Raw genomic sequence first — 18,139 nt, forward strand, 5'->3', positions numbered from 1 at the left:
CGCCTCTCTTTTAACAAAGAATAAATCGATAATATATTAAAGCTCTTAGAACATAAATCATCAAAGAGCGTTTATCTGTGATGTTAAGCCGCATGAGAATCAACAAAGTGATTTTTCACAAACACCACATTACAACAAAACCCCTAATTTCATATAACCTATACTTCAAAATCAAGTTCAAGTAAAAATAAAATAAGCCTAAAATTTCTTAAACAAATTTTAGAATCTCTTAACAAAAGCGCTTACTATAAATTCCACACAAAGCTTTTAGTATTATAAAACAATAGATTTTAAAAATCACGCAAAAATGCTTTTTATGTATAAATTATCTTAACACCTCTAAATAATTTTACATTATGATAAAAAATATAGCCATAAAAGGTTAATTGGTATAAGTCAAGAGGTTTTTAGCATCAAAGATTAACATTAAAAGCTAAATAAAAACCAAAGACATAAGAATCCAAGTAATACGAAGTGAGTAAAGATTCTAAGTAGGTTTAGAATCTTAATATCTATTCTTTAATGCCCATTTGACTAATAAAACTAGCACCGGCACTTCTACAAGTGGTCCGATAATCGCCCCAAAGCTTTGTGGAGATGCAATCCCAAAGCTTGCGATACAAATCGCAATTGCAAGTTCAAAATTATTACCACTTGCGCTAAAAGAAATCGAGCAAGTCTTTTCATAGTTGATTTTGTTTTTGCGTGAAATAAACCAAGAAAAGAAAAACATACATACAAAATACAAAATCAAAGGCAAGGCAATTTTTAATGTATCTAATGGCAAAGTAAAGATAGCATCAGATTTATAAGAGCACATCATTAAAATTGTAAAAAGTAGAGTAATAAGCGTTAGCGGACTAATGAATGGAAGGAATTTTGTTTCATACCAAGAAGCTCCCTTTGTCTTTAGTAAAACAAAACGGCTTAAAAACCCTAACACAAAAGGGATTCCAAGATAAATAAAGACATTTTTGCTAATTGCACTAATGCTAATATCTATACTAGAATTTTCCATTTTTATGCCAAGTATTGAGGGTAAAAAGTCAAGATAGAAATATGCCAAGATTCCAAAAAATAGGATTTGAAACACACTATTAAAGGCCACAAGCGCACTTGTATATTCTCTATTTGCCTTTGCTAGATCACTCCATACCACAACCATTGCCACACATCTAGCAAGTCCGATAATAATCACACCTTGCATATATTCTACTTGATCTCTTAAAAAAATATAAGCCAAAATAAACATCAAACTAGGACCAACAATCCAGTTTAAAAAAAGTGAAAAAGCTAGAATCTTTTTATCATCAAAGACTTGTAGCATTTTGGCATATTCTACTTTTGCAAGAGGGGGATACATCATTATGATAAGACAAACAACCAAAAGCATATTTAGAGAGTTGTATTCAAAAATCGCCCAAAAATTATTGATATTTGGAACAAGATAGCCAAGCAATAAGCCCGCAGCCATTGAAAGAAAAATCCAAAGACTAAGGAATCTATCTACTATACCTAGCATACAAAACCTTTGAGTGAATTTGTCTTGATAGCCTGCAGAAGTGCATCAAGTTTAGAATCTAGTGTTTTTATAACTTGTTTAAAAGTCTCATCATCGCTTCCACTTGGATCCATTAGGGCAAAATCAAAAAAATATTCTGCCTTAAGGCTTGGACAAGCGACATTGCACCCCATGCTTACAGCAATATCTATATCTTTTGGTAGGGTATCTATAAGCTTTGCATAGTGATTTGTCATATCAAGATTATAAAGCTCATTAATAAGCCTTATAGCTTGGGGATTTACTCCCTTTGATGTGTCGCTTCCTGCAGAAAAGATCTCTAAATCTAATCCTAGATTCTTTGCCTTGTGTTTAGATAGTGCTTCTGCCATTTGAGAGCGACAACTATTATGCACACAAATAAATGCAATTTTCATCTCATCTCCTTAGAGCAAGCAGTTTTCTTTAATGGAGGTAGCAATAATCTAAGATTTTTGATTGCCTCTAAGCATTGTTTGTGGAAAGTAGAGAGTTCTTCTTCTATACTATAATATGCCCAAGTTCCCTTGCGATCGACAGATAAAAAGCCAGAATCTTTTAAGATTTTTAGATGGCGTGAAAGGCGTGATTGTGTCATTCCCAAAGAGATTTGCAAATCACATACACAAAGCTTGCCATTTTTATCTAAAAAAGCTAGTATCAAAACTCTACTTTCATCATTTAATGCGCCTATTATATGTAAAAAATTATTCATTTTGCCTCCTTATAAAACGTAAATAACTCCACCAAAACATATAGAAATAAGAAGAACTAATCCAATAAAAATAGCTAAAAATTTTGTCTTAAACATACTTTTTAATAAAATCAATTCAGGCAAAGAGCAGCCTGCGCCTGCAATCAAAAAGCTAAAGATCATACCCTCATTTACTCCTGCTTCAAGCAGTGCAATGCCAATAGGAATAATTGCTTCTACTCGAATATAGAGCAATACCCCTATGAGTGCTGCAAAAATAATGCTTAAAATCCCAAAATTTAGAGCATTTTGCAAAAAATCCTGTGGTGCAAATCCATGAATAAGAGCGCCTATCCCCATACCTATAGCAATATAAGGGATAAGTTTTTTATAATCTTTCAAACTTTGATAGAAAAGAGTTTTTAATAAATTATTGTTTTTTGGTTTTTCGCAACAAGAGTTTTTAGAATCGCAACAATTTGTTGCTGGCTTTGTTAAGCTAAAAGTAGTAATTTTAGTAGGCTTAAGGCTAAAGTTAGAAACATTAGGTTTTATTTCTTGTTTTAAAAAGTTTTTAGAATCTAGACTTTGTAAAAATAGAGCAATAATAAAAATTGCAATATAAAGAAAAATAATATAAAAGAGTGTGAGTTTTAGGCCAAAAGCCAAAAAAAGCATCACCACAATGATGGGATTGATAAGTGGTGAAGTAAAAAGATAAGCCATACATACACCAAAAGCCACATTTGCATTTAGTAATGCGCGAAGTAGTGGAATGGTAGAGCAAGAGCAAAATGGCGTTAGAGAACCAAGAAAAATAGCTTTAAAATAACTAAAATAAGAATCTTTGCTTAAATGTTTTTGGAAGGTGTTTTTGTATTTTTGGTTGATAAAACCTACAATCACAGAGATAAAAACAAAGAGCAAAGAAAGCTCTATAAAATAAACTGAAAAAAGTTTTAGTGATTGCATAAATACTCCTTTTGTTTTTTGTCATCTTGAATATTAACATAGTTATATCGATATATCAAGATATATTGATATATAAATTTACCAACAAGCTCGTTGTTTCTAAAGTAAGAAACTTCAAATAGATAGAAAGATTTAAAAATTTTTACCTATTTTCTTCTCCCCATTTGCACAATGCATCAAGCACAGGTATTAGTGTCTTTCCTCTCTCAGATAGGCTATATTCTACCTTTGGAGGGATTTGTGGATATTCTTTGCGATTAATTAAGCCATCTTGCTCCAATTCACGCAAAACATTAGTAAGTGTCTTGAAAGAGATGGGAGCTAAAATCCTGTTAAGTTCATTGTATCTTACAATGCCATCTTTATAAAGGCAATAAAGCACGCTCATTTTGTATTTGCCAGCTATTAGCGAGAGAGTATAGTTAAAGCCACATTCTTGATAATTACAGCTTGATTTTTTAGTATTTTGCACTTTTGTTTCCTTTAATACTATACTTTTGGTTAGTAACTTTCTTTATTTTATGTATTGACATTATAACTTGTATTACTTAAAATTCCAATTCAAATTAAATAAAAGGAATTATGTATGGAAACAATCAAACTAAATGATGGCAATACCATGCCAATCTTAGGATACGGTGTATTTCAAATTGATAAAAATCAAACTCAAAAATGCGTAGAAGATGCACTAAGTGTAGGCTATAGATTAATAGATACAGCAGCCATCTATGATAATGAGGAAGGCGTTGGCACAGCGATTAAAGCAAGCGGTATTAAGAGAGAAGAGTTATTTATCACTACAAAACTATGGATTAACAATATTAGCAAGAAAAATGCCAGAGGTGCATTTGAAACTTCATTAAAAAAACTTGGTCTTGATTATGTAGATCTCTATCTTATTCATCAACCATTTAATGATAGCTATGGTGCTTGGGAAGTTTTATGCGAACTTAAAAAAGAAGGATTAGTAAAATCAATTGGTGTGAGCAATTTCTATCCTGATAGATTGAGCGAATTTTGCTTCCACAATGAAATTAAACCCGCATTAAATCAAGTAGAATGCCACCCTTTTTTACCACGCTTTGATTTTGAAAATACAATGAAAGATCTAGGGATAACAATGCAATCTTGGGCTTCTTTTGCAGAAGGACAAAATGGTATATTTGATAATGAAATCTTAAAAGCAATTGCTTCTAAATACAACAAAAGTGTAGCACAAGTAATTTTACGATGGCTCATTCAAAGAGGAATTGCAGTAATTCCAAAAACACTTAGCAAAGAAAGAATGATAGAAAATATTAGTGTTTTTGATTTTGCGCTTGATTCTAGCGATATGGAAAAAATTGCAGAAATAGGCAAAAATGAATTTATTATCTGTAATCACAGGGAATTAGAGACTATAAATTTTTTATTAAATTTAGCAAAATAGTTAAAAAAACTCTATTTGATGTGCGGAATATCAAGGAGGAAGCATGACAATGGAGTGTAGAGAATTTAAAATAGCATATTTAGAGGAATGCTCCTCTTTATATGTGAATGTATTCAAAAGAGAACCATGGAATGAAGATAATAGTCTTGAAGATGTCAGAGGGTATTTTTTAGCACTTTTGGAGATGAATACATTTTTTGGATTTGTTTTGATGTGTGGGGATCATGTTGTAGGTGTATGTGTTGGTTATATAAAACCTTATATATTTAATTGCAGTGTATCCATGGAATATGAAATAGAGCAATTCTTTATTGCTAATGATTATCAAAACAGAGGCTATGGTAGGTGGTTTTTAGAAACTATAATACAACAGCTACAATCTTGCAAAAATAAACATAATATAAATGCTGTTATTCTAAATACACATATGGCTTATCCTGCTTTCTCCTTTTATAAGAAAGTTGGTTTTGACATTGTTGATGATTATTGTATTCTTGCGCGCTATATATAATTATTTGGAGCTATCATGAAAACTACCAATTTTATTCCTATTGATTTTGAATCATACAAAAGAAAAGAGCATTTTTTATTTTTTAAATCCAATACTTGCTCGTTTTCTTTAAGTGTAGAGCTTGATATATCCAATATTCTACTATTTAAAAAACAGGGAAGTTCATTTTTTGCTTTGATGCTTTATTGTATTTCTAGAAGTGTAAATGAATTTTTGGAATTTAAGATGGATTGCCAAAATGGTGTTTTGGGATATTATGAGATCATCCATCCAAGCTATACTATTTTTCATAAAAATAGTGAGACTTTTAGCTCTCTTTGGAGTAAGTATGATGAGGATTTTGTCAAATTTAACAAGAATTTGCAAAGTGATAAGACTAAGTTTGGAGAGAATCTAAGCTATGAAGCAAAGGCGATAAATTTACCAAATTTATTTTATGTCTCATCAATTCCTTGGATTAATTTTACTGATTTTAATTTGCAGATTGATAGGAGTAATTTTTATGCTCCAATTTTTACTTTATCTAAGATTAAAGATTCAAATATTCTGCTTAATATTAATGTAAATCACGCTGTTTGCGATGGTTATCATGTATCAAAGTTTATAGAAACTTTGCAAGAGAGTATTAATACTTTGGAGTTTGCTTGATGATTATAAAAGCGACAAAGAAAGAGGTTGGAACAATATCAAAACTAGCATTATTGCTTTGGCAAAAACATAATATAGAAGAATTAGAGCAAGAGTTTTTAGAAATTTTAGATTCTAAAAACTCTGCTATTTTTTTAAAATATATTGATGAAAATATAGTAGGCTTTGCTTATGTGAATTTAAGAAATGACTATGTAGAGGGTTCTCTTAGATCTCCTGTGGGTTATCTTGAAGGAATTTTTATCAAAGAAAATTTTCGCAAACGAGGCTTTGCCAAAGAATTACTAGAGTTTTGCGAAAAATGGGCAAAAGAACAAGGCGCAAATGAATTTGCAAGTGATTGTGAGCTAGATAATCAAAAGAGCTTTAGTTTTCACAGAGCTTTGGGCTTTAGTGAGGTAAATAGGATTATTTGTTTTATTAAGAAATTATGAAAGGAAAAAGTGATGAAAAATATACTTTTATTAAATGGCGGAAAAAGTTTTGGTCATTCTACTGGTAGATTGAGTGAGACTTTGCATAATGTAGCAAAAGAGACTTTATGTGATTTAGGATTTAATATAAGCGAGACACATATAGATAAGGGCTATAAAGTAGAAGAAGAATTACAAAAGATTCTAGATTCTGATGTTATCATCTATCAAATGCCTGGTTGGTGGATGGGTGAGCCTTGGATAGTAAAGAAATATATTGATGAGGTTTTTACTATGGGACATGGTAAGCTCTATACAAGTGATGGAAGATCAAGAAATGATGAGAGTAAAAAATATGGTAGTGGTGGTCTATCGCAAGATAAAAAATATATGTTTTCTCTTACTTGGAATGCACCGCTAGAAGCATTTGATGATAAGGAACAATTTTTTGAGGGCGTTGGTGTAGATGGTGTGTATTTGCACCTGCATAAAGCTCATCAGTTTTTGGGAATGCAACCACTACCTACATTTATATGTAATGATGTCATTAAGAATCCTCAAGTAGAACAATATATAAAGGACTACAAGGCTCATTTACTCAAAGAGTTTCAAGCTTAGAATAGTTTCTAACTACCCTCTTTGGACAATATTTGAAAACTTATTAAAAAGCCATTATGATTTGCATTTTTGCGTTAGGAGGAAAAATGCAAGGCAATACGCAAAGGCATATTAAACTTATAAAAATAGCAGCATTAAGCAGCATGGGGCGTTGCTTGTTAGCTTTTTTGTAGATATTGTATGAGGTTTTATTTTTGGTGTGCCTTTAGGTTTAATATCTGTAATAGGTTTTTAACCACTATTTATGAGGTTACAAAGCATTCAAGTGCAAAATATTATTTACCATTTTTTTATAATTGCTTATATTTTTATTGTTTTCGTAGTTTATATCACTGGTTTTAGCACGAGGTTTTGCTTTGGTGTGGATATAAATTATTGGCATATTACTCCTCTTAGCATGATGTCTTTCTTTGTGTTTGCTTGTGCGATTTTTATATCATTTAAGAATCTACATTATGAGCTTGCAAGAGTGATTTCTCAAAAAAACTTTTATCTATGCTTTTTGGTATTATCTTATAGCGATTTTTCTTGTGGCAGTTTTTCCATTCTTTGCACAAATTTATTATGAGGTTATATACATTAGAATTTGTAGCATTGTATTTATTATTGCCTTTATTATTCATAAATGTGATTTTTTATATCATCGCTTGGAGTAAGGTAAAAGAGCTTTCCTGTGAGAATAAAGAGATAAAAGAGTATCAAACCTATAAAGGCAATTTAACTTTTGTAAAAATACTTTTTGTTTTAGTTGGAATCTTGCTTGTATGCAATACTTTACATATATTTAGATATTATATGAAGATTTTGGCGTTATGATGGCAATTACTGGGCTTATAGCTTGTGTTTTGTTGGCTAAAAATACTTAAAAATGGCTTTTAGTATTGTATTGGATACTTATGTTTTTACCTCCAATGCTTATTGCTTATTATATATTGTATTTTGAGTGGTTGTTTGTGTTAGCTAACATTGCTATAATCTTGCTTTCTTTACATCCCAGTAAAATTACTCAAATAAATTCGTTTAAGAGTATTGCATATATCAGTGCATTTTTATGTGTTATAATAAGCGTATTAACCTATTGTGCTAGGAGATATTAAGTTCGCACTTTCAAGTCCTGTAATGTCTGAACTCACAATGTTGCGAGTTTTACTCGTTGGTGTATTGTTTATACTTGGGGCTTTGATGATGAAGAGAGAGAATGAGACTTTAAACCAATAGGTGCTACCTTAGATAAAAACATTATCTCTGCGGTTTGTAAATTTTGTGAATGAAATTTGCATGAGAATCTTGTATGGTTTGCACATTTTTAGAAGAAAGGCAGGAATGAAAGAGCGTCATATCTATATTTTATTAGTTATCGCAATGTTTTTATGGGGGCTATCTTGGCCTGTTTCTAAGATTTTGACTACCTATGCACCTCCTTCGGTTATCACCTTTTGGCGTTTTTTCTTTGTATGTTTAGGTTCACTCGTTATGCTTCGTTTCTTAAATATCTCACTTAAAATCCCTTGGCAGACTTTTAAATGGGTATTTTTGGCTGGGATACTAAATGGGCTTTATATGCTTATGTTTTTTATGGCATTATCCTACGGAGAAGCTGGAAAGGGTGGCGTGATTGTTACGACGATGATCCCTATGTTTTCTTATGTCTTTTTTATGCTGGCTGTAGTGCTTAAAAAAGGTGATAAATTAAGCAAGAGAGTTAGAAGAAGTGAGGTTTTAGGGTTAATTTTGGGCTTATTTTCAGGACTTTGTCTGCTTAATATTGGCTCACCTAACGAGATTTTTAGCAAGTTTAACACGCTATTTTTACTCTGTGCGTTGGCGTGGTCAAGCATCACACTCTTTACACACAAAGCTAAAGGGGCACACCCTCTAACAATAAATCTTTATATTAATTTCGTTTCCACATTGATGTTTTCATGGGTTTTGTTTCTAGATGATCCTTTTGCTGCGCTGCAAAGTGATGTGAAGTTTTGGATAAATATGTTTGTTCTGGTATGTTTATCTACGATAGTTGGCACGAGCATCTATTATTATGGCATACATAGGCTTGGCAGCGTAAGGGCGAATTCTTTCATTTTGATTACACCTATAAGTGCGCTTATATGTAGCTTTTTACTTCTAAATGAAGTGCCAAGTCTGCTCACTTTGCTAGGCTGTGCTTTAGCATTGTTTGCAATATATTTTATTAATATATATGGCAAAGCACAATTCAACAAATAATCTTAGAATCCGTTGAATTTTACAATGTTATCAAAATGTCTTTAGCATTAAGAATAGCTTTTACTCCCTCCCCTCCCCTACAAAATGACCTCCAATATTTGTTTGGATAAATTTGGTATTCAGCTTTTTACAAGTCTTTCTTTTATTGTACCTAGCACAATCTTGTCACCTTTTGTGCTTATGATAGTTTTTGCATATATTATTTTATATAGTGTAAGTATCATTTTGTGGTATTTTGTGGGTAGATTTTAACATTCTAAAGGTTGATAGCACTTGTGGTATTTATCTTATAAAACTAGATAGCAGAAATTGGTTTAAAACTATATTATTGGAGAGAGATTAGAAAGATAGCAATAGTATCATTAATATTTTTAGTGCAACAATACATATGGTTATACTAAAAACATTAAAGAAACAAAAAGTTTATGGTTAATTCTACAGAAGAATAGTGCAGTGTGTTAAACCAAGAAACTAGTTCAATGATATTAGTTTTGAATTCACTTGTTAGATTTAAGGTTTTTAATAAATATTGAAATGTAACTTTTATTTTTGTATTTATGTGGTATGACATTAATGTCATATAGTTCATGTTAGCTGTGATGTAAATTATTGTTTTATAGCTATCTCTTTTATAATCTTAGCTGGATTTCCACCTACTATTACATTGCTAGGCACATCTTTAGTCACTACTGCACCTGCTGCGATGATTGAGTTTTCACCTATTGTTACACCTGGACATATCGTAGCATTTATACCAATCCATACACGATTGCCTATATGTATTGGTTTGCAAAATGTAGTGGCTCGATTATAGGGATTTATATCATGATTTATCGTGGTCAGACACACTTTTGGAGCGATATATACATCATCTCCTATTGTAATTCCTCCTCTATCCATGAAAGTGCAAGATGAATTAATAAATACATTTTTGCCAAATTTTATATTACGTCCAAAATCAGTATAAAATGGCGGCATAAGCCATAGGGTAGAATCTATCTCTTTTCCCATAAGCTCACTTAATATATCACGAATAGAATCTGGCTCATGATAGCCACTATTTAGCTTAGCTACACATTTTTGTGCATGTATTATAAGAGGGAGAATCTCATTTTCAAATTCTTCTCCTTTGTTTTCTACTCCAAGTCCTGCTAAGTCTTTTTCTAGTAAAGTCATTTTTATTCCCTTGTTATTTTTACTTTAAAATTGCCTTTTTGTGCTCTTAGTAGTTCTAGATTCCCTTGCACTTTTCCTAGAAATATAATATCTCTATTAAAGGGCTGTTTTTCATAAAATATTCCTATATTTCCCCATGGTGCATAATAAAATAAATCACCAATTTCAGGCTCATACCCATTGCTATTGTTATTTTTTAATTCATTTGGTAGATGAGCTATTTTTTCTTTTCCTATAAAATCACTAAACTCTAGCTCAAGTGGCAAGGATTGATAGAATTCCTTTGAGGTTTCATTTTTATCTAGATTTACAAGCAATTCTTGATTATTAAAAAGTAGTTTTATTTGCATATCCGCTCCTAATAAAAAGGTGTTTATAAGTATCAAGAAAATAATAATTTTTTGCATTAACTCTCCTATTCTTTGTCTTCTTTTAATGCATTTTCATATTTTTCATCGCTGACTAATTCTAGCCACTCTACATTCTTACCCTCGATCTCACTCGTAAGAGCAATATGTGCTCCATTAATAGAATCTGTAGCACCATGAAAATGCTTCACTCCTATAGGACAGCTTATCACATCGCCTTTTTTGGCAATTACTGCTTTTTGTCCCTCTGCTTTTGTGATGATTTCTCCCTCTGTTACGATTAGGGTTTGTCCTTTTGGATGGGTATGCCACGCACTTCTAGCACCTTTACTAAATCCCACTAAGCCTCCGCTAAAATCTCTCCACTCATTTGCCTTAAACATCATATTTACTTTAACTTCTCCGCTAAAGATTTTAGAATCACCCTTAAAACTCCCATGAATTCCTGCCTTTTCTACTCTTTGCATATTTTCTCCTTTATTGGCTGTGTTGGCAAAAACAAAAGTCACGCTCAGTGCTACCAAACATAAAATCTTTCTCATCTCTTTCCTTATTTTAAATTTGCTTTAAAAAATTCTGCGATTTTGCTAAAAGGGATTTTATCTGCATTATCATACAAATCCACATGATTAGCATTTTTTACGATAAAAAGCTCTTTATTATCGCCTTTTAGATTTTTAAAAGCATCTTCGCTAAAATATCTGCTATGTGCATTTTCTCCATGTATCATAAGCACAGAAGCATTTATCTCATCGCTGAATTCAAGAATAGGAGCATTGATAAAGCCAAGCGATGAGGTAGCATTCCACGCACCATTTGAGTTGATCGATCTTTTATGAAAACCTCTTTTGGTTTTATAATACTCCCAATATTCTTTGATAAATTGTGGCTCATTGCCGCTAAGTTTTTGTGGTAAAGTAGGCGCTAGCTCAAAAGTACCATTTTTAAAATCTTTTGTGCGTGCTTCATTTAGCTTTTTCTTTAGCTCATATCTTGCTTGTTTGTCTAAGCTATCATTATATCCATAAGCATTAACCCTGCTCATATCATACATTGTAGAAGTTACGATAGCTTTTATCCTTGTATCCATGGAACCTGCATTTAAAGCAAAACCACCAAAACCACAAATTCCTAAAATGCCTATTTTACTAGGATCAACATTTGCAAGATTGCTTAAAAAATCCACCGCCGCACTAAAGTCTTCTGTGTTGATATCAGGGCTTGCCACATTTCTAGGACTTCCTCCACTTTCTCCTGTAAAGGAAGGATCAAAAGCTAAAACAATAAAACCTGATTCGGCTAAAGTCTGCGCATAAAATCCTGAAGCTTGCTCTTTTACCGCTCCAAAGGGACCACTTATTGCAATTACACCAAGCTTTTTAGAATCTATATTTTTAGGGATATATAAATCCCCAACTAAAGTAATGCCATAGCGATTTGTAAAGCTTACCTTTTGAATCTCTACCTTATTACTAGGCTTAAACACCTTATCCCAAGTCTCTTTTGCTTGTAATGTATTTGCAAAACCAAACATCATAGATATACTGCATATAGCACTTAATAACTTACTTCTCAATCTTTGCTCCTGTAATTTTTTTTGTAAGTATAAAAGATGAGAGTAGCTCTAAGTCAAGAGAAACGGAGAAAAATAAGCTAATATGAGAATAAATATAAAGCTTGTTATGCTCTAAAAGTATGTAAAATAGGGGATTGTATGGTATAGGATTATGAGATTATTATTTTGTGTAGAGCTAAAATTTTTTGTGTTATAATTATTATTTATGTGGGGTGGGGTGAAAATATCTTGTCATTTTTTAATAGTGCAAGGGTGCGTTTCACAACCAATTCTATCTATAACTCATAATGAGGCTAAAATAATATAAATAACAAAACAGGGGATATTATGATTACACAATTTATAGATGAATGTAAGAGTTTTATGAGTGAAAGAGTGTATGATCGTTATATAGAACGATTTGCTTATGGGATTGATGCTTCATGTTATCGCTATATTCCGAAATTGGTGCTAAAACCACGAGATGAGAATGAAGTTCAAAAGATTATTTTGCTTTCGCAAAAATACCATATTCCGCTTACATTTCGTGCCTCGGGCACAAGTCTTAGCGGACAAGCTTGTAGTGATAGTGTGCTTGTTGTATGTATGAAGCATTGGGATAGTATTGAGGTCAAAGAAGATTCTATTATTTGTGGGTGTGGTGTAATTGGTGTTGAGGCAAATAATTCTTTAAAGCCTTTAGGCAAAAAGATAGGACCAGATCCTGCCACGATTAATAATGCGAGTATTGGTGGAATATTTTCAAATAATTCTAGTGGAATGTGTTGTGGTGTGAAACAAAATAGTTATCAAACTATCAAATCTATTCGCGTAATAATGCATGATGGTTTCTTGCTTGATACAGCAGATAAGACAAGCGTTGATGAGTTTATAAAAACGCATCCTGCTATGGTGCATGAAATTATATCGCTTAGAGAAGAAATAATGGCTGATAGTGCTTTATGTAGCGAGATTAAACGAAAGTTTGCTATTAAAAACACTACAGGCTATGGGCTAAATTCATTTGTTGATTTTGATAATATTTGTGATATTTTGAATCATATTTTTATTGGTGCAGAGGGGACGCTTGGCTTTATCTCTAGAGTTGAATACTATAGTGTAGAAGATTTTAAATACAAGGCATGTGCTTTGCTTTTTTATGAAGATTTAGTCACTGCTTCACATGCAATTGAGATTTTGGCAAATAATGATGATATTGTTAGTGCAGCGGAGATTATGGATTATGCATGTTTGAAATCCATTATTTCATTGCAGGGGATTCCGCGTGAGCTAGAGAGAATAAAGGAGGGTAATTGCTGTATCTTAATACAATTAGAATCTAATGATATGCAATCCTTGCAATCTCGTATTGATTTTATTCGCACACAACTAGAAACTATACCTACACTTTTTGATATAAGATTTAGTTTTGATAAAAAAGAGCAAGATTCTTGGTGGAAAATCCGCAAAGGTATTTTACCTCTCTCTGTTGCAAATAAAAGAAAGGGTAGCACAGTTATAACAGAGGATATTTGCTTTGAAATTAAGAATTTTGCGCGTGGTATTGAGGGGCTTATAGAGCTTTTTAAAACATATGAGTTTGATGGGATTGTTTTTGGACATGCATTGAGTGGGAATGTGCATTTTATTATTACGCCACTTTTGGATGACGAAAAAGAAGTGGAGAATTTTGCAAAATTTATGGATTCTATGGCAAAGCTAGTAGTATCTCTTAAGGGTAGCACAAAAGCAGAGCATGGCACAGGTCGTATGGTGGCACCTTTTGTAGAATTAGAGTGGGGTGCAAAAGCATATGCTATAAATAAGCGTATTAAGAAAATTTTTGATCCGCATAATCTCTTTAATCCTGATGTTATTATATGTGATGATCCAAATATTCACATCAAGAATCTTAAGCCAACACATAGTATTGATGAATTTATGGATTCTTGTATGGAGTGTGGATTTTGTGAGAAGGTGTGTCCTAGCAAGGAAATTACACTAAGCCCACGCCAGAGAATAGCAGTGTATAGAGAGATACAAAGATTGGAATCTAAAAATAATAAAACTCAGAGCGAGATTGAAGAGCTGCAGAGTTTGAAGCAAGACTATAAATATTATGGGGTGCAGACTTGTGCAACTTGTTCAATGTGTTATATGATTTGTCCACTAGAGATTGATACTGCTAAAATCGCTACAAATATTAATAATGCTCATGCCAAGGGTATAGGGGTGGCAAGAAGTATTTCCAATAATCTTGGCACCGCGATTAAGTTTGCAAAGTTTGGTGTAAAGATGGCAAACGCCGCTCAAGCATTGTTAGGGAGAGAAAATACAAAAAATATGAGTTTGTATTTAAATAAAAAGATTGGCACACCTATAATTCCAGTATCAATGCCAAAAAGCAATGCTTATAAGCTAGAAAATAGAGAGAATGGTAGCGAAGAAAATGTAGTGTATTTTACAAGTTGTTTAAATAGAATCTTTGCGCCTAATACAAAGGATGCACGAAGTATCCAAGAAGTATTTGAGAGCTTGTGTAATAAAGCAAAAATTAATTGTTATTATCCTAAAAATATTTCTAAAATGTGCTGTGGAAAGGCTTTTAAAGACTTTAGCCTAAAAGATAAAACACTCAATCCAATTTATCAATCTTTGCAAGAAATTAAGCAAGAATTTAGTGGTAAAAAATATGTTGTTGTTTGTGATCATAGTGCTTGCAGTGGTGAGATTATTGCCAAATTAAGAGAGAGTGATGAGTTTTGTGATATGAAATTCCAAGATGTAAGCGAATTTGTATGGACAAATATTATTCCGCGTCTGAATATTCAACCACTTAGTGAAGATGTTGGGCTATATATGGTGTGTTCAAGTAAGAAGTATGGATTTAGTGAATATCTCAAGAGTATAGCACAAGCTTGCACAAAAGGAGCGACTATCGAGCATTTGCAAACGCATTGTTGTGGCTTTGCGGGAAATAAGGGTTTTAGCACACCTGAGTTAAATAACTCTGCATTAGATGGTCTAGGATCATATTTTGCGACACAGAATCTAAAGCGTGCCTATAGTAGTTCGAGCACTTGTGAGATAGGACTAAGCGATAAGACAAATATACAATGGCAACATATTATATATTTGCTTGATGAAGTAAGTGGCTACAATAGATTATGAATTAAGTTAAAATAATGGCTTTTGCCATTATTTTAAATTGTTGCAATAAATTTTATGCCTTGAATGCCTTCTTTTAAAGAATTAAGAGCTTGTGGAATTGCATCAAAATCAATAACTTCAAATTTGGGAAGTAGTAATTTATTTTCTAAAGCTAGAGTATAGAGTTTTGTAGCATTTGAAATCAAATGGCTAAAATCTTTATCATCTCCATAACTATGAATTGCTCCTAGAGCAATTTCATGAAGACTTGGACAAGTGCTAAAAGCTTCAATATTATTTTTATTGACACGCCCTAAAATTGCCACAATATGACCATAGTATTTTAATAAGCCTAGAAGTTCATCTGCCTTTCCTGTTGTGTCAAAAATAACATCAAAGCGAGAAGAGGTAATATCTGCACTATAATCAAAACAATTTAAAACCCCTTGTTGCAACAATGCTTGATGATGTATTTTGCTAGAAATAGTGGAAACCTTAGCGCCTTGCAAGATGAGTAAAGAAACAAGGATTTTTCCAAGCATGCCTCCAGCGCCATTGACTAAAACTTCTTTTCCAAAAATATTTGGAATTTTTTCAATAGCTTGAAAGGCGCTTAATCCAGGGCATGGCATAGCTGCAGCGAGCAGATTGTTTGTGTGTTGTGTAATCGGAATTAAGGCTTTTGCTTTTACAATAGTGTAGTCTGCAAAACTCCCATCGTGTTTTAAGTCGCAGTGATAAGCATAGCGTGCACCAATTTGTATTCTAGAATCTTGCGCGCTTATTGCTACTCCCATGCCATCAACACCGATAAAAGTTTGCTCATTTTTTATTACTTTCCAATCCACAGGGTTAAGGCTTATTGCCTGATTTTTGATTAAAACTTCATCATCATTTAGAGCTCTTAAATCTTTTTGAATAAGGGATAAAGAGTGATTTTTAAAAACATATCCTTCTAGTATTTGTGGTATTTGCATTTTACTTCCTTATATTTAAAAATAGAGACAATATTATAGTCATTACTTTATTGAGTTTCAATACAGAAAAATAGGTTATATACTAACCTAGAGCATAGTTAATAAAATATTAACAAATAAAAAAATACTTAGGATATAATGTCCCTATTCAAAAAATAAGGAGGAATTAAAATGCTTGAGATGATGGGTAATATTGCTTTAGACAAATATATGGGTGAATGGTTTGAGATGGCTAGAAAACCAGCATTTTTCCAAGAATCTTGCAAAAGTTCAAAGGCAAAATATGAGTTAATCTATGAGGGCAAAACCCCAATTGTAAAAGTTACAAACAGCTGCATTAAAAAAGATGGAGTAGTATCTAAAATTGATGGTAAGGCTAAGATTAAGGGCCCTAGAGCATTAGCGGTGCGATTTAATTTCTTTATGAATGTGTTTAATTCAATAAATTATGAAGTAATTTTTGTGGATGAAGATTATCAAGTTGCAATTGTAGGTAGCCCAAATAAAAAATATTTGTGGATTCTCTCAAGAGAAAAGCTTCCTAAAGAAGAGATAGAAAAATTCCTTGAAATTGCTAAAGAAAGAGGTTTTGATACTAGTGATGTGATTTTTGATGAATGGTAAAAAATCTCTTTGCCAAAGAAAAAAGAGGATAGCCTCTTTTACTTGCTTAGAATCTATGCAGATAATTCAAAAAATATTTTCTTTAAGTATTTGTCGAATTAATAAATTCTGCAAAAATTGCAAAATAAAATCAAAAAACTTGTAAAAAATTATATAATCTTTTTTACAGAGATTTTTATAAGGTTTTTTATGAGTAATAAGATAGTAGGAATGTATCATTTTCCACAGGATTTGAAAAAGTTCAAAGATATTCCCTTGTTTTTGGGAGAGCATATTGCTTTTGCAGCCTATAAGCAAGAGAAGACTTATGCTTCAAGAGTGCATGTGCAAATGCATTCTTTTATACTTATTCAAGAGGGAAGTAAGATCTTGCACACTAAAAATGGCGATGTAAAAATTTCTGCAGGTGAAGGGTTGTTTTTGAAAGCAGATCATTACACGCTAAGTAATATTATCGCGGATAATGCGCCCTATCAGGCTATTTTGCTTTTTTTGATAATACGGCTTTGATAGAATTTATTGCAAAATATAAAAATAAGCTTAAACAATTACCCACAAATCAAAAAAATATCGTTCAAGATTCTGTTTTTAAAGATTCTCATGAAATCTTTAGGCTTTGGGCTACACCGACACTATCAAGCATTGTTTCAAGCTTTGATTTATATATTCATAGTTTTATCAAGAGCCATGGAGAAAGGAGTAATATTTTACATAATAAGTCTTATGATTTTGCCTTATTGCCGCTAATTACGCATAAATTTGAAGAATTATTTCTCTATCTTAGTATGGAATATAGCGAGATTTTTAACGCATTTTTGCAAAGCATTTTGAGAGAATGTAATCTCAATTTGGATATTGCACTATCTTTGTGTCAAAGGGATTTTATCAATGTTAATGAAATGGCGGAATTAGCTAATACCGATCAGGCAAGTTTTAGCCGTAAATTTAAACAGGCATTTGGTCTAAGTCCTAAAAGTTGGCTAGATGAAAAGCGATTTGAAAAGGCTATTGCACTTTTACAAGATTCTAATAAGAATATTCAAGAGATTTGTGCTGAATGTGGCTTTAGCTCTACATCTTGGTTTATTGAGCGATTTAAAAAGCGTTTTAATCAAACACCAAAGCAATATCAAAAATCTAAGTTTTTTGCAAATATTACGCTCTAGTGTCCAAATATATTTTTTTAAAAATCAAAAAACTTATATTTTTTATCATAAAAATTACACAAAAAAAATTCT

At 32.1% G+C, this 18,139-nt stretch carries 22 protein-coding genes; 11 read left to right on the top strand and 11 right to left on the bottom strand.

Annotated features, from left to right (window positions below):
- Positions 1 to 505: 505 nt before the first annotated feature.
- The 5 genes from arsB to rrpA all read right to left on the bottom strand — a co-directional run bounded on the left by arsB (position 506) and on the right by rrpA (position 3,678).
- Positions 506 to 1,522 carry an ACR3 family arsenite efflux transporter gene (arsB, locus tag LS81_RS07610; RefSeq protein WP_034346631.1) on the bottom strand — a complete coding sequence of 339 codons (1,017 nt, stop codon included), beginning with the start codon at positions 1,520 to 1,522 and terminating at the stop codon, positions 506 to 508.
- Positions 1,516 to 1,938 (bottom strand): arsenate reductase/protein-tyrosine-phosphatase family protein, encoded by a 423-nt coding sequence (locus LS81_RS07615; RefSeq protein ID WP_034346632.1) that lies wholly within the window; start codon positions 1,936 to 1,938, stop codon positions 1,516 to 1,518. Before LS81_RS07615 ends, arsB begins: the two co-directional genes overlap by 7 nt.
- Positions 1,935 to 2,255 (bottom strand): ArsR/SmtB family transcription factor, encoded by a 321-nt coding sequence (locus LS81_RS07620; protein ID WP_034346633.1) that lies wholly within the window; start codon positions 2,253 to 2,255, stop codon positions 1,935 to 1,937. Before LS81_RS07620 ends, LS81_RS07615 begins: the two co-directional genes overlap by 4 nt.
- Before the next feature lie 9 nt (positions 2,256 to 2,264).
- Positions 2,265 to 3,206, bottom strand: a complete 942-nt coding sequence (locus tag LS81_RS07625; protein ID WP_034346635.1) for a permease — start codon at positions 3,204 to 3,206, stop codon at positions 2,265 to 2,267.
- 142 nt (positions 3,207 to 3,348) lie between these two features.
- On the bottom strand, positions 3,349 to 3,678 hold the full coding sequence (gene rrpA, locus LS81_RS07630) for a MarR family transcription factor RrpA (protein WP_034346636.1): 330 nt from the start codon (positions 3,676 to 3,678) through the stop codon (positions 3,349 to 3,351).
- A 114-nt stretch (positions 3,679 to 3,792) separates the two neighbouring features.
- Between rrpA and LS81_RS07635 the strand changes: the two genes are divergently transcribed.
- From LS81_RS07635 to LS81_RS07655, 5 genes are read left to right on the top strand one after another with little or no spacing between them, the layout of a single operon-like run.
- Complete coding sequence (locus tag LS81_RS07635; protein WP_034346638.1) at positions 3,793 to 4,635, top strand: aldo/keto reductase; 843 nt, start codon at positions 3,793 to 3,795, stop codon at positions 4,633 to 4,635.
- 43 nt (positions 4,636 to 4,678) lie between these two features.
- On the top strand, positions 4,679 to 5,146 hold the full coding sequence (locus LS81_RS07640) for a GNAT family N-acetyltransferase (RefSeq protein ID WP_034346639.1): 468 nt from the start codon (positions 4,679 to 4,681) through the stop codon (positions 5,144 to 5,146).
- Positions 5,147 to 5,161: 15 nt separating this feature from the next.
- Positions 5,162 to 5,794, top strand: coding sequence for a CatA-like O-acetyltransferase (locus LS81_RS07645; protein WP_034346641.1), 633 nt, complete (start codon positions 5,162 to 5,164; stop codon positions 5,792 to 5,794).
- Positions 5,794 to 6,228, top strand: coding sequence for an aminoglycoside 6'-N-acetyltransferase (gene aac(6'), locus LS81_RS07650; protein WP_034346642.1), 435 nt, complete (start codon positions 5,794 to 5,796; stop codon positions 6,226 to 6,228). The genes LS81_RS07645 and aac(6') overlap by 1 nt, the downstream gene beginning before the upstream one ends.
- Before the next feature lie 12 nt (positions 6,229 to 6,240).
- Positions 6,241 to 6,825 (top strand): NAD(P)H-dependent oxidoreductase, encoded by a 585-nt coding sequence (locus tag LS81_RS07655; protein WP_034346644.1) that lies wholly within the window; start codon positions 6,241 to 6,243, stop codon positions 6,823 to 6,825.
- A gap of 250 nt (positions 6,826 to 7,075) precedes the next feature.
- Here LS81_RS07655 and LS81_RS12365 read toward each other — a convergent pair whose 3' ends face one another.
- Entirely contained in the window at positions 7,076 to 7,207 is a 132-nt protein-coding gene (locus tag LS81_RS12365) for a hypothetical protein (protein ID WP_267892501.1), read from the bottom strand.
- A gap of 182 nt (positions 7,208 to 7,389) precedes the next feature.
- Here LS81_RS12365 and LS81_RS11305 point away from each other — a divergent pair, with 182 nt between their 5' ends.
- Both LS81_RS11305 and LS81_RS07660 read left to right on the top strand, forming a co-directional pair.
- Positions 7,390 to 7,641 carry a hypothetical protein gene (locus LS81_RS11305; RefSeq protein WP_034346647.1) on the top strand — a complete coding sequence of 84 codons (252 nt, stop codon included), beginning with the start codon at positions 7,390 to 7,392 and terminating at the stop codon, positions 7,639 to 7,641.
- 507 nt (positions 7,642 to 8,148) lie between these two features.
- The gene (locus tag LS81_RS07660; protein ID WP_034346649.1) at positions 8,149 to 9,051 is read left to right on the top strand and encodes a DMT family transporter; all 903 of its coding nucleotides are present in this window, start codon (positions 8,149 to 8,151) and stop codon (positions 9,049 to 9,051) included.
- A 606-nt stretch (positions 9,052 to 9,657) separates the two neighbouring features.
- Here LS81_RS07660 and LS81_RS07665 read toward each other — a convergent pair.
- The 4 genes from LS81_RS07665 to LS81_RS07680 form a co-directional block, all read right to left on the bottom strand.
- Positions 9,658 to 10,227: a sugar O-acetyltransferase gene (locus tag LS81_RS07665; protein WP_034346650.1), complete on the bottom strand. Its 570-nt coding sequence runs from the start codon at positions 10,225 to 10,227 to the stop codon at positions 9,658 to 9,660.
- Between the two features lie 2 nt (positions 10,228 to 10,229).
- Entirely contained in the window at positions 10,230 to 10,634 is a 405-nt protein-coding gene (locus tag LS81_RS07670; RefSeq protein ID WP_034346651.1) for a cyclophilin-like fold protein, read from the bottom strand.
- A gap of 8 nt (positions 10,635 to 10,642) precedes the next feature.
- Positions 10,643 to 11,062, bottom strand: coding sequence for a cupin domain-containing protein (locus tag LS81_RS07675; RefSeq protein WP_034347237.1), 420 nt, complete (start codon positions 11,060 to 11,062; stop codon positions 10,643 to 10,645).
- Positions 11,063 to 11,145: 83 nt separating this feature from the next.
- Positions 11,146 to 12,132, bottom strand: a complete 987-nt coding sequence (locus tag LS81_RS07680) for an alpha/beta hydrolase (protein ID WP_104696514.1) — start codon at positions 12,130 to 12,132, stop codon at positions 11,146 to 11,148.
- 366 nt (positions 12,133 to 12,498) lie between these two features.
- Here LS81_RS07680 and LS81_RS07685 point away from each other — a divergent pair, with 366 nt between their 5' ends.
- Positions 12,499 to 15,321, top strand: coding sequence for an FAD-binding and (Fe-S)-binding domain-containing protein (locus LS81_RS07685; protein ID WP_104696513.1), 2,823 nt, complete (start codon positions 12,499 to 12,501; stop codon positions 15,319 to 15,321).
- A gap of 32 nt (positions 15,322 to 15,353) precedes the next feature.
- Here the strand turns inward: LS81_RS07685 and LS81_RS07690 are convergent, their stop codons facing one another.
- A complete protein-coding gene (locus LS81_RS07690) occupies positions 15,354 to 16,277 on the bottom strand; it encodes an alcohol dehydrogenase catalytic domain-containing protein (protein ID WP_034345167.1) in 924 nt (307 codons plus the stop codon).
- A 171-nt stretch (positions 16,278 to 16,448) separates the two neighbouring features.
- On the opposite strand from LS81_RS07690, the gene LS81_RS07695 reads away from it, so the two are divergent.
- The 3 genes from LS81_RS07695 to LS81_RS07705 all read left to right on the top strand — a co-directional run bounded on the left by LS81_RS07695 (position 16,449) and on the right by LS81_RS07705 (position 18,067).
- Positions 16,449 to 16,901 carry a lipocalin family protein gene (locus LS81_RS07695; protein WP_034345164.1) on the top strand — a complete coding sequence of 151 codons (453 nt, stop codon included), beginning with the start codon at positions 16,449 to 16,451 and terminating at the stop codon, positions 16,899 to 16,901.
- 189 nt (positions 16,902 to 17,090) lie between these two features.
- Entirely contained in the window at positions 17,091 to 17,411 is a 321-nt protein-coding gene (locus LS81_RS07700) for a hypothetical protein (RefSeq protein ID WP_052096480.1), read from the top strand.
- Positions 17,408 to 18,067 (top strand): helix-turn-helix domain-containing protein, encoded by a 660-nt coding sequence (locus LS81_RS07705; protein WP_052096479.1) that lies wholly within the window; start codon positions 17,408 to 17,410, stop codon positions 18,065 to 18,067. The genes LS81_RS07700 and LS81_RS07705 overlap by 4 nt, the downstream gene beginning before the upstream one ends.
- The last annotated feature ends 72 nt before the right edge of the window (positions 18,068 to 18,139 follow it).

This window comes from Helicobacter trogontum, assembly GCF_000765905.2.
Classification (GTDB): Bacteria; Campylobacterota; Campylobacteria; order Campylobacterales; family Helicobacteraceae; genus Helicobacter_A; species Helicobacter_A trogontum.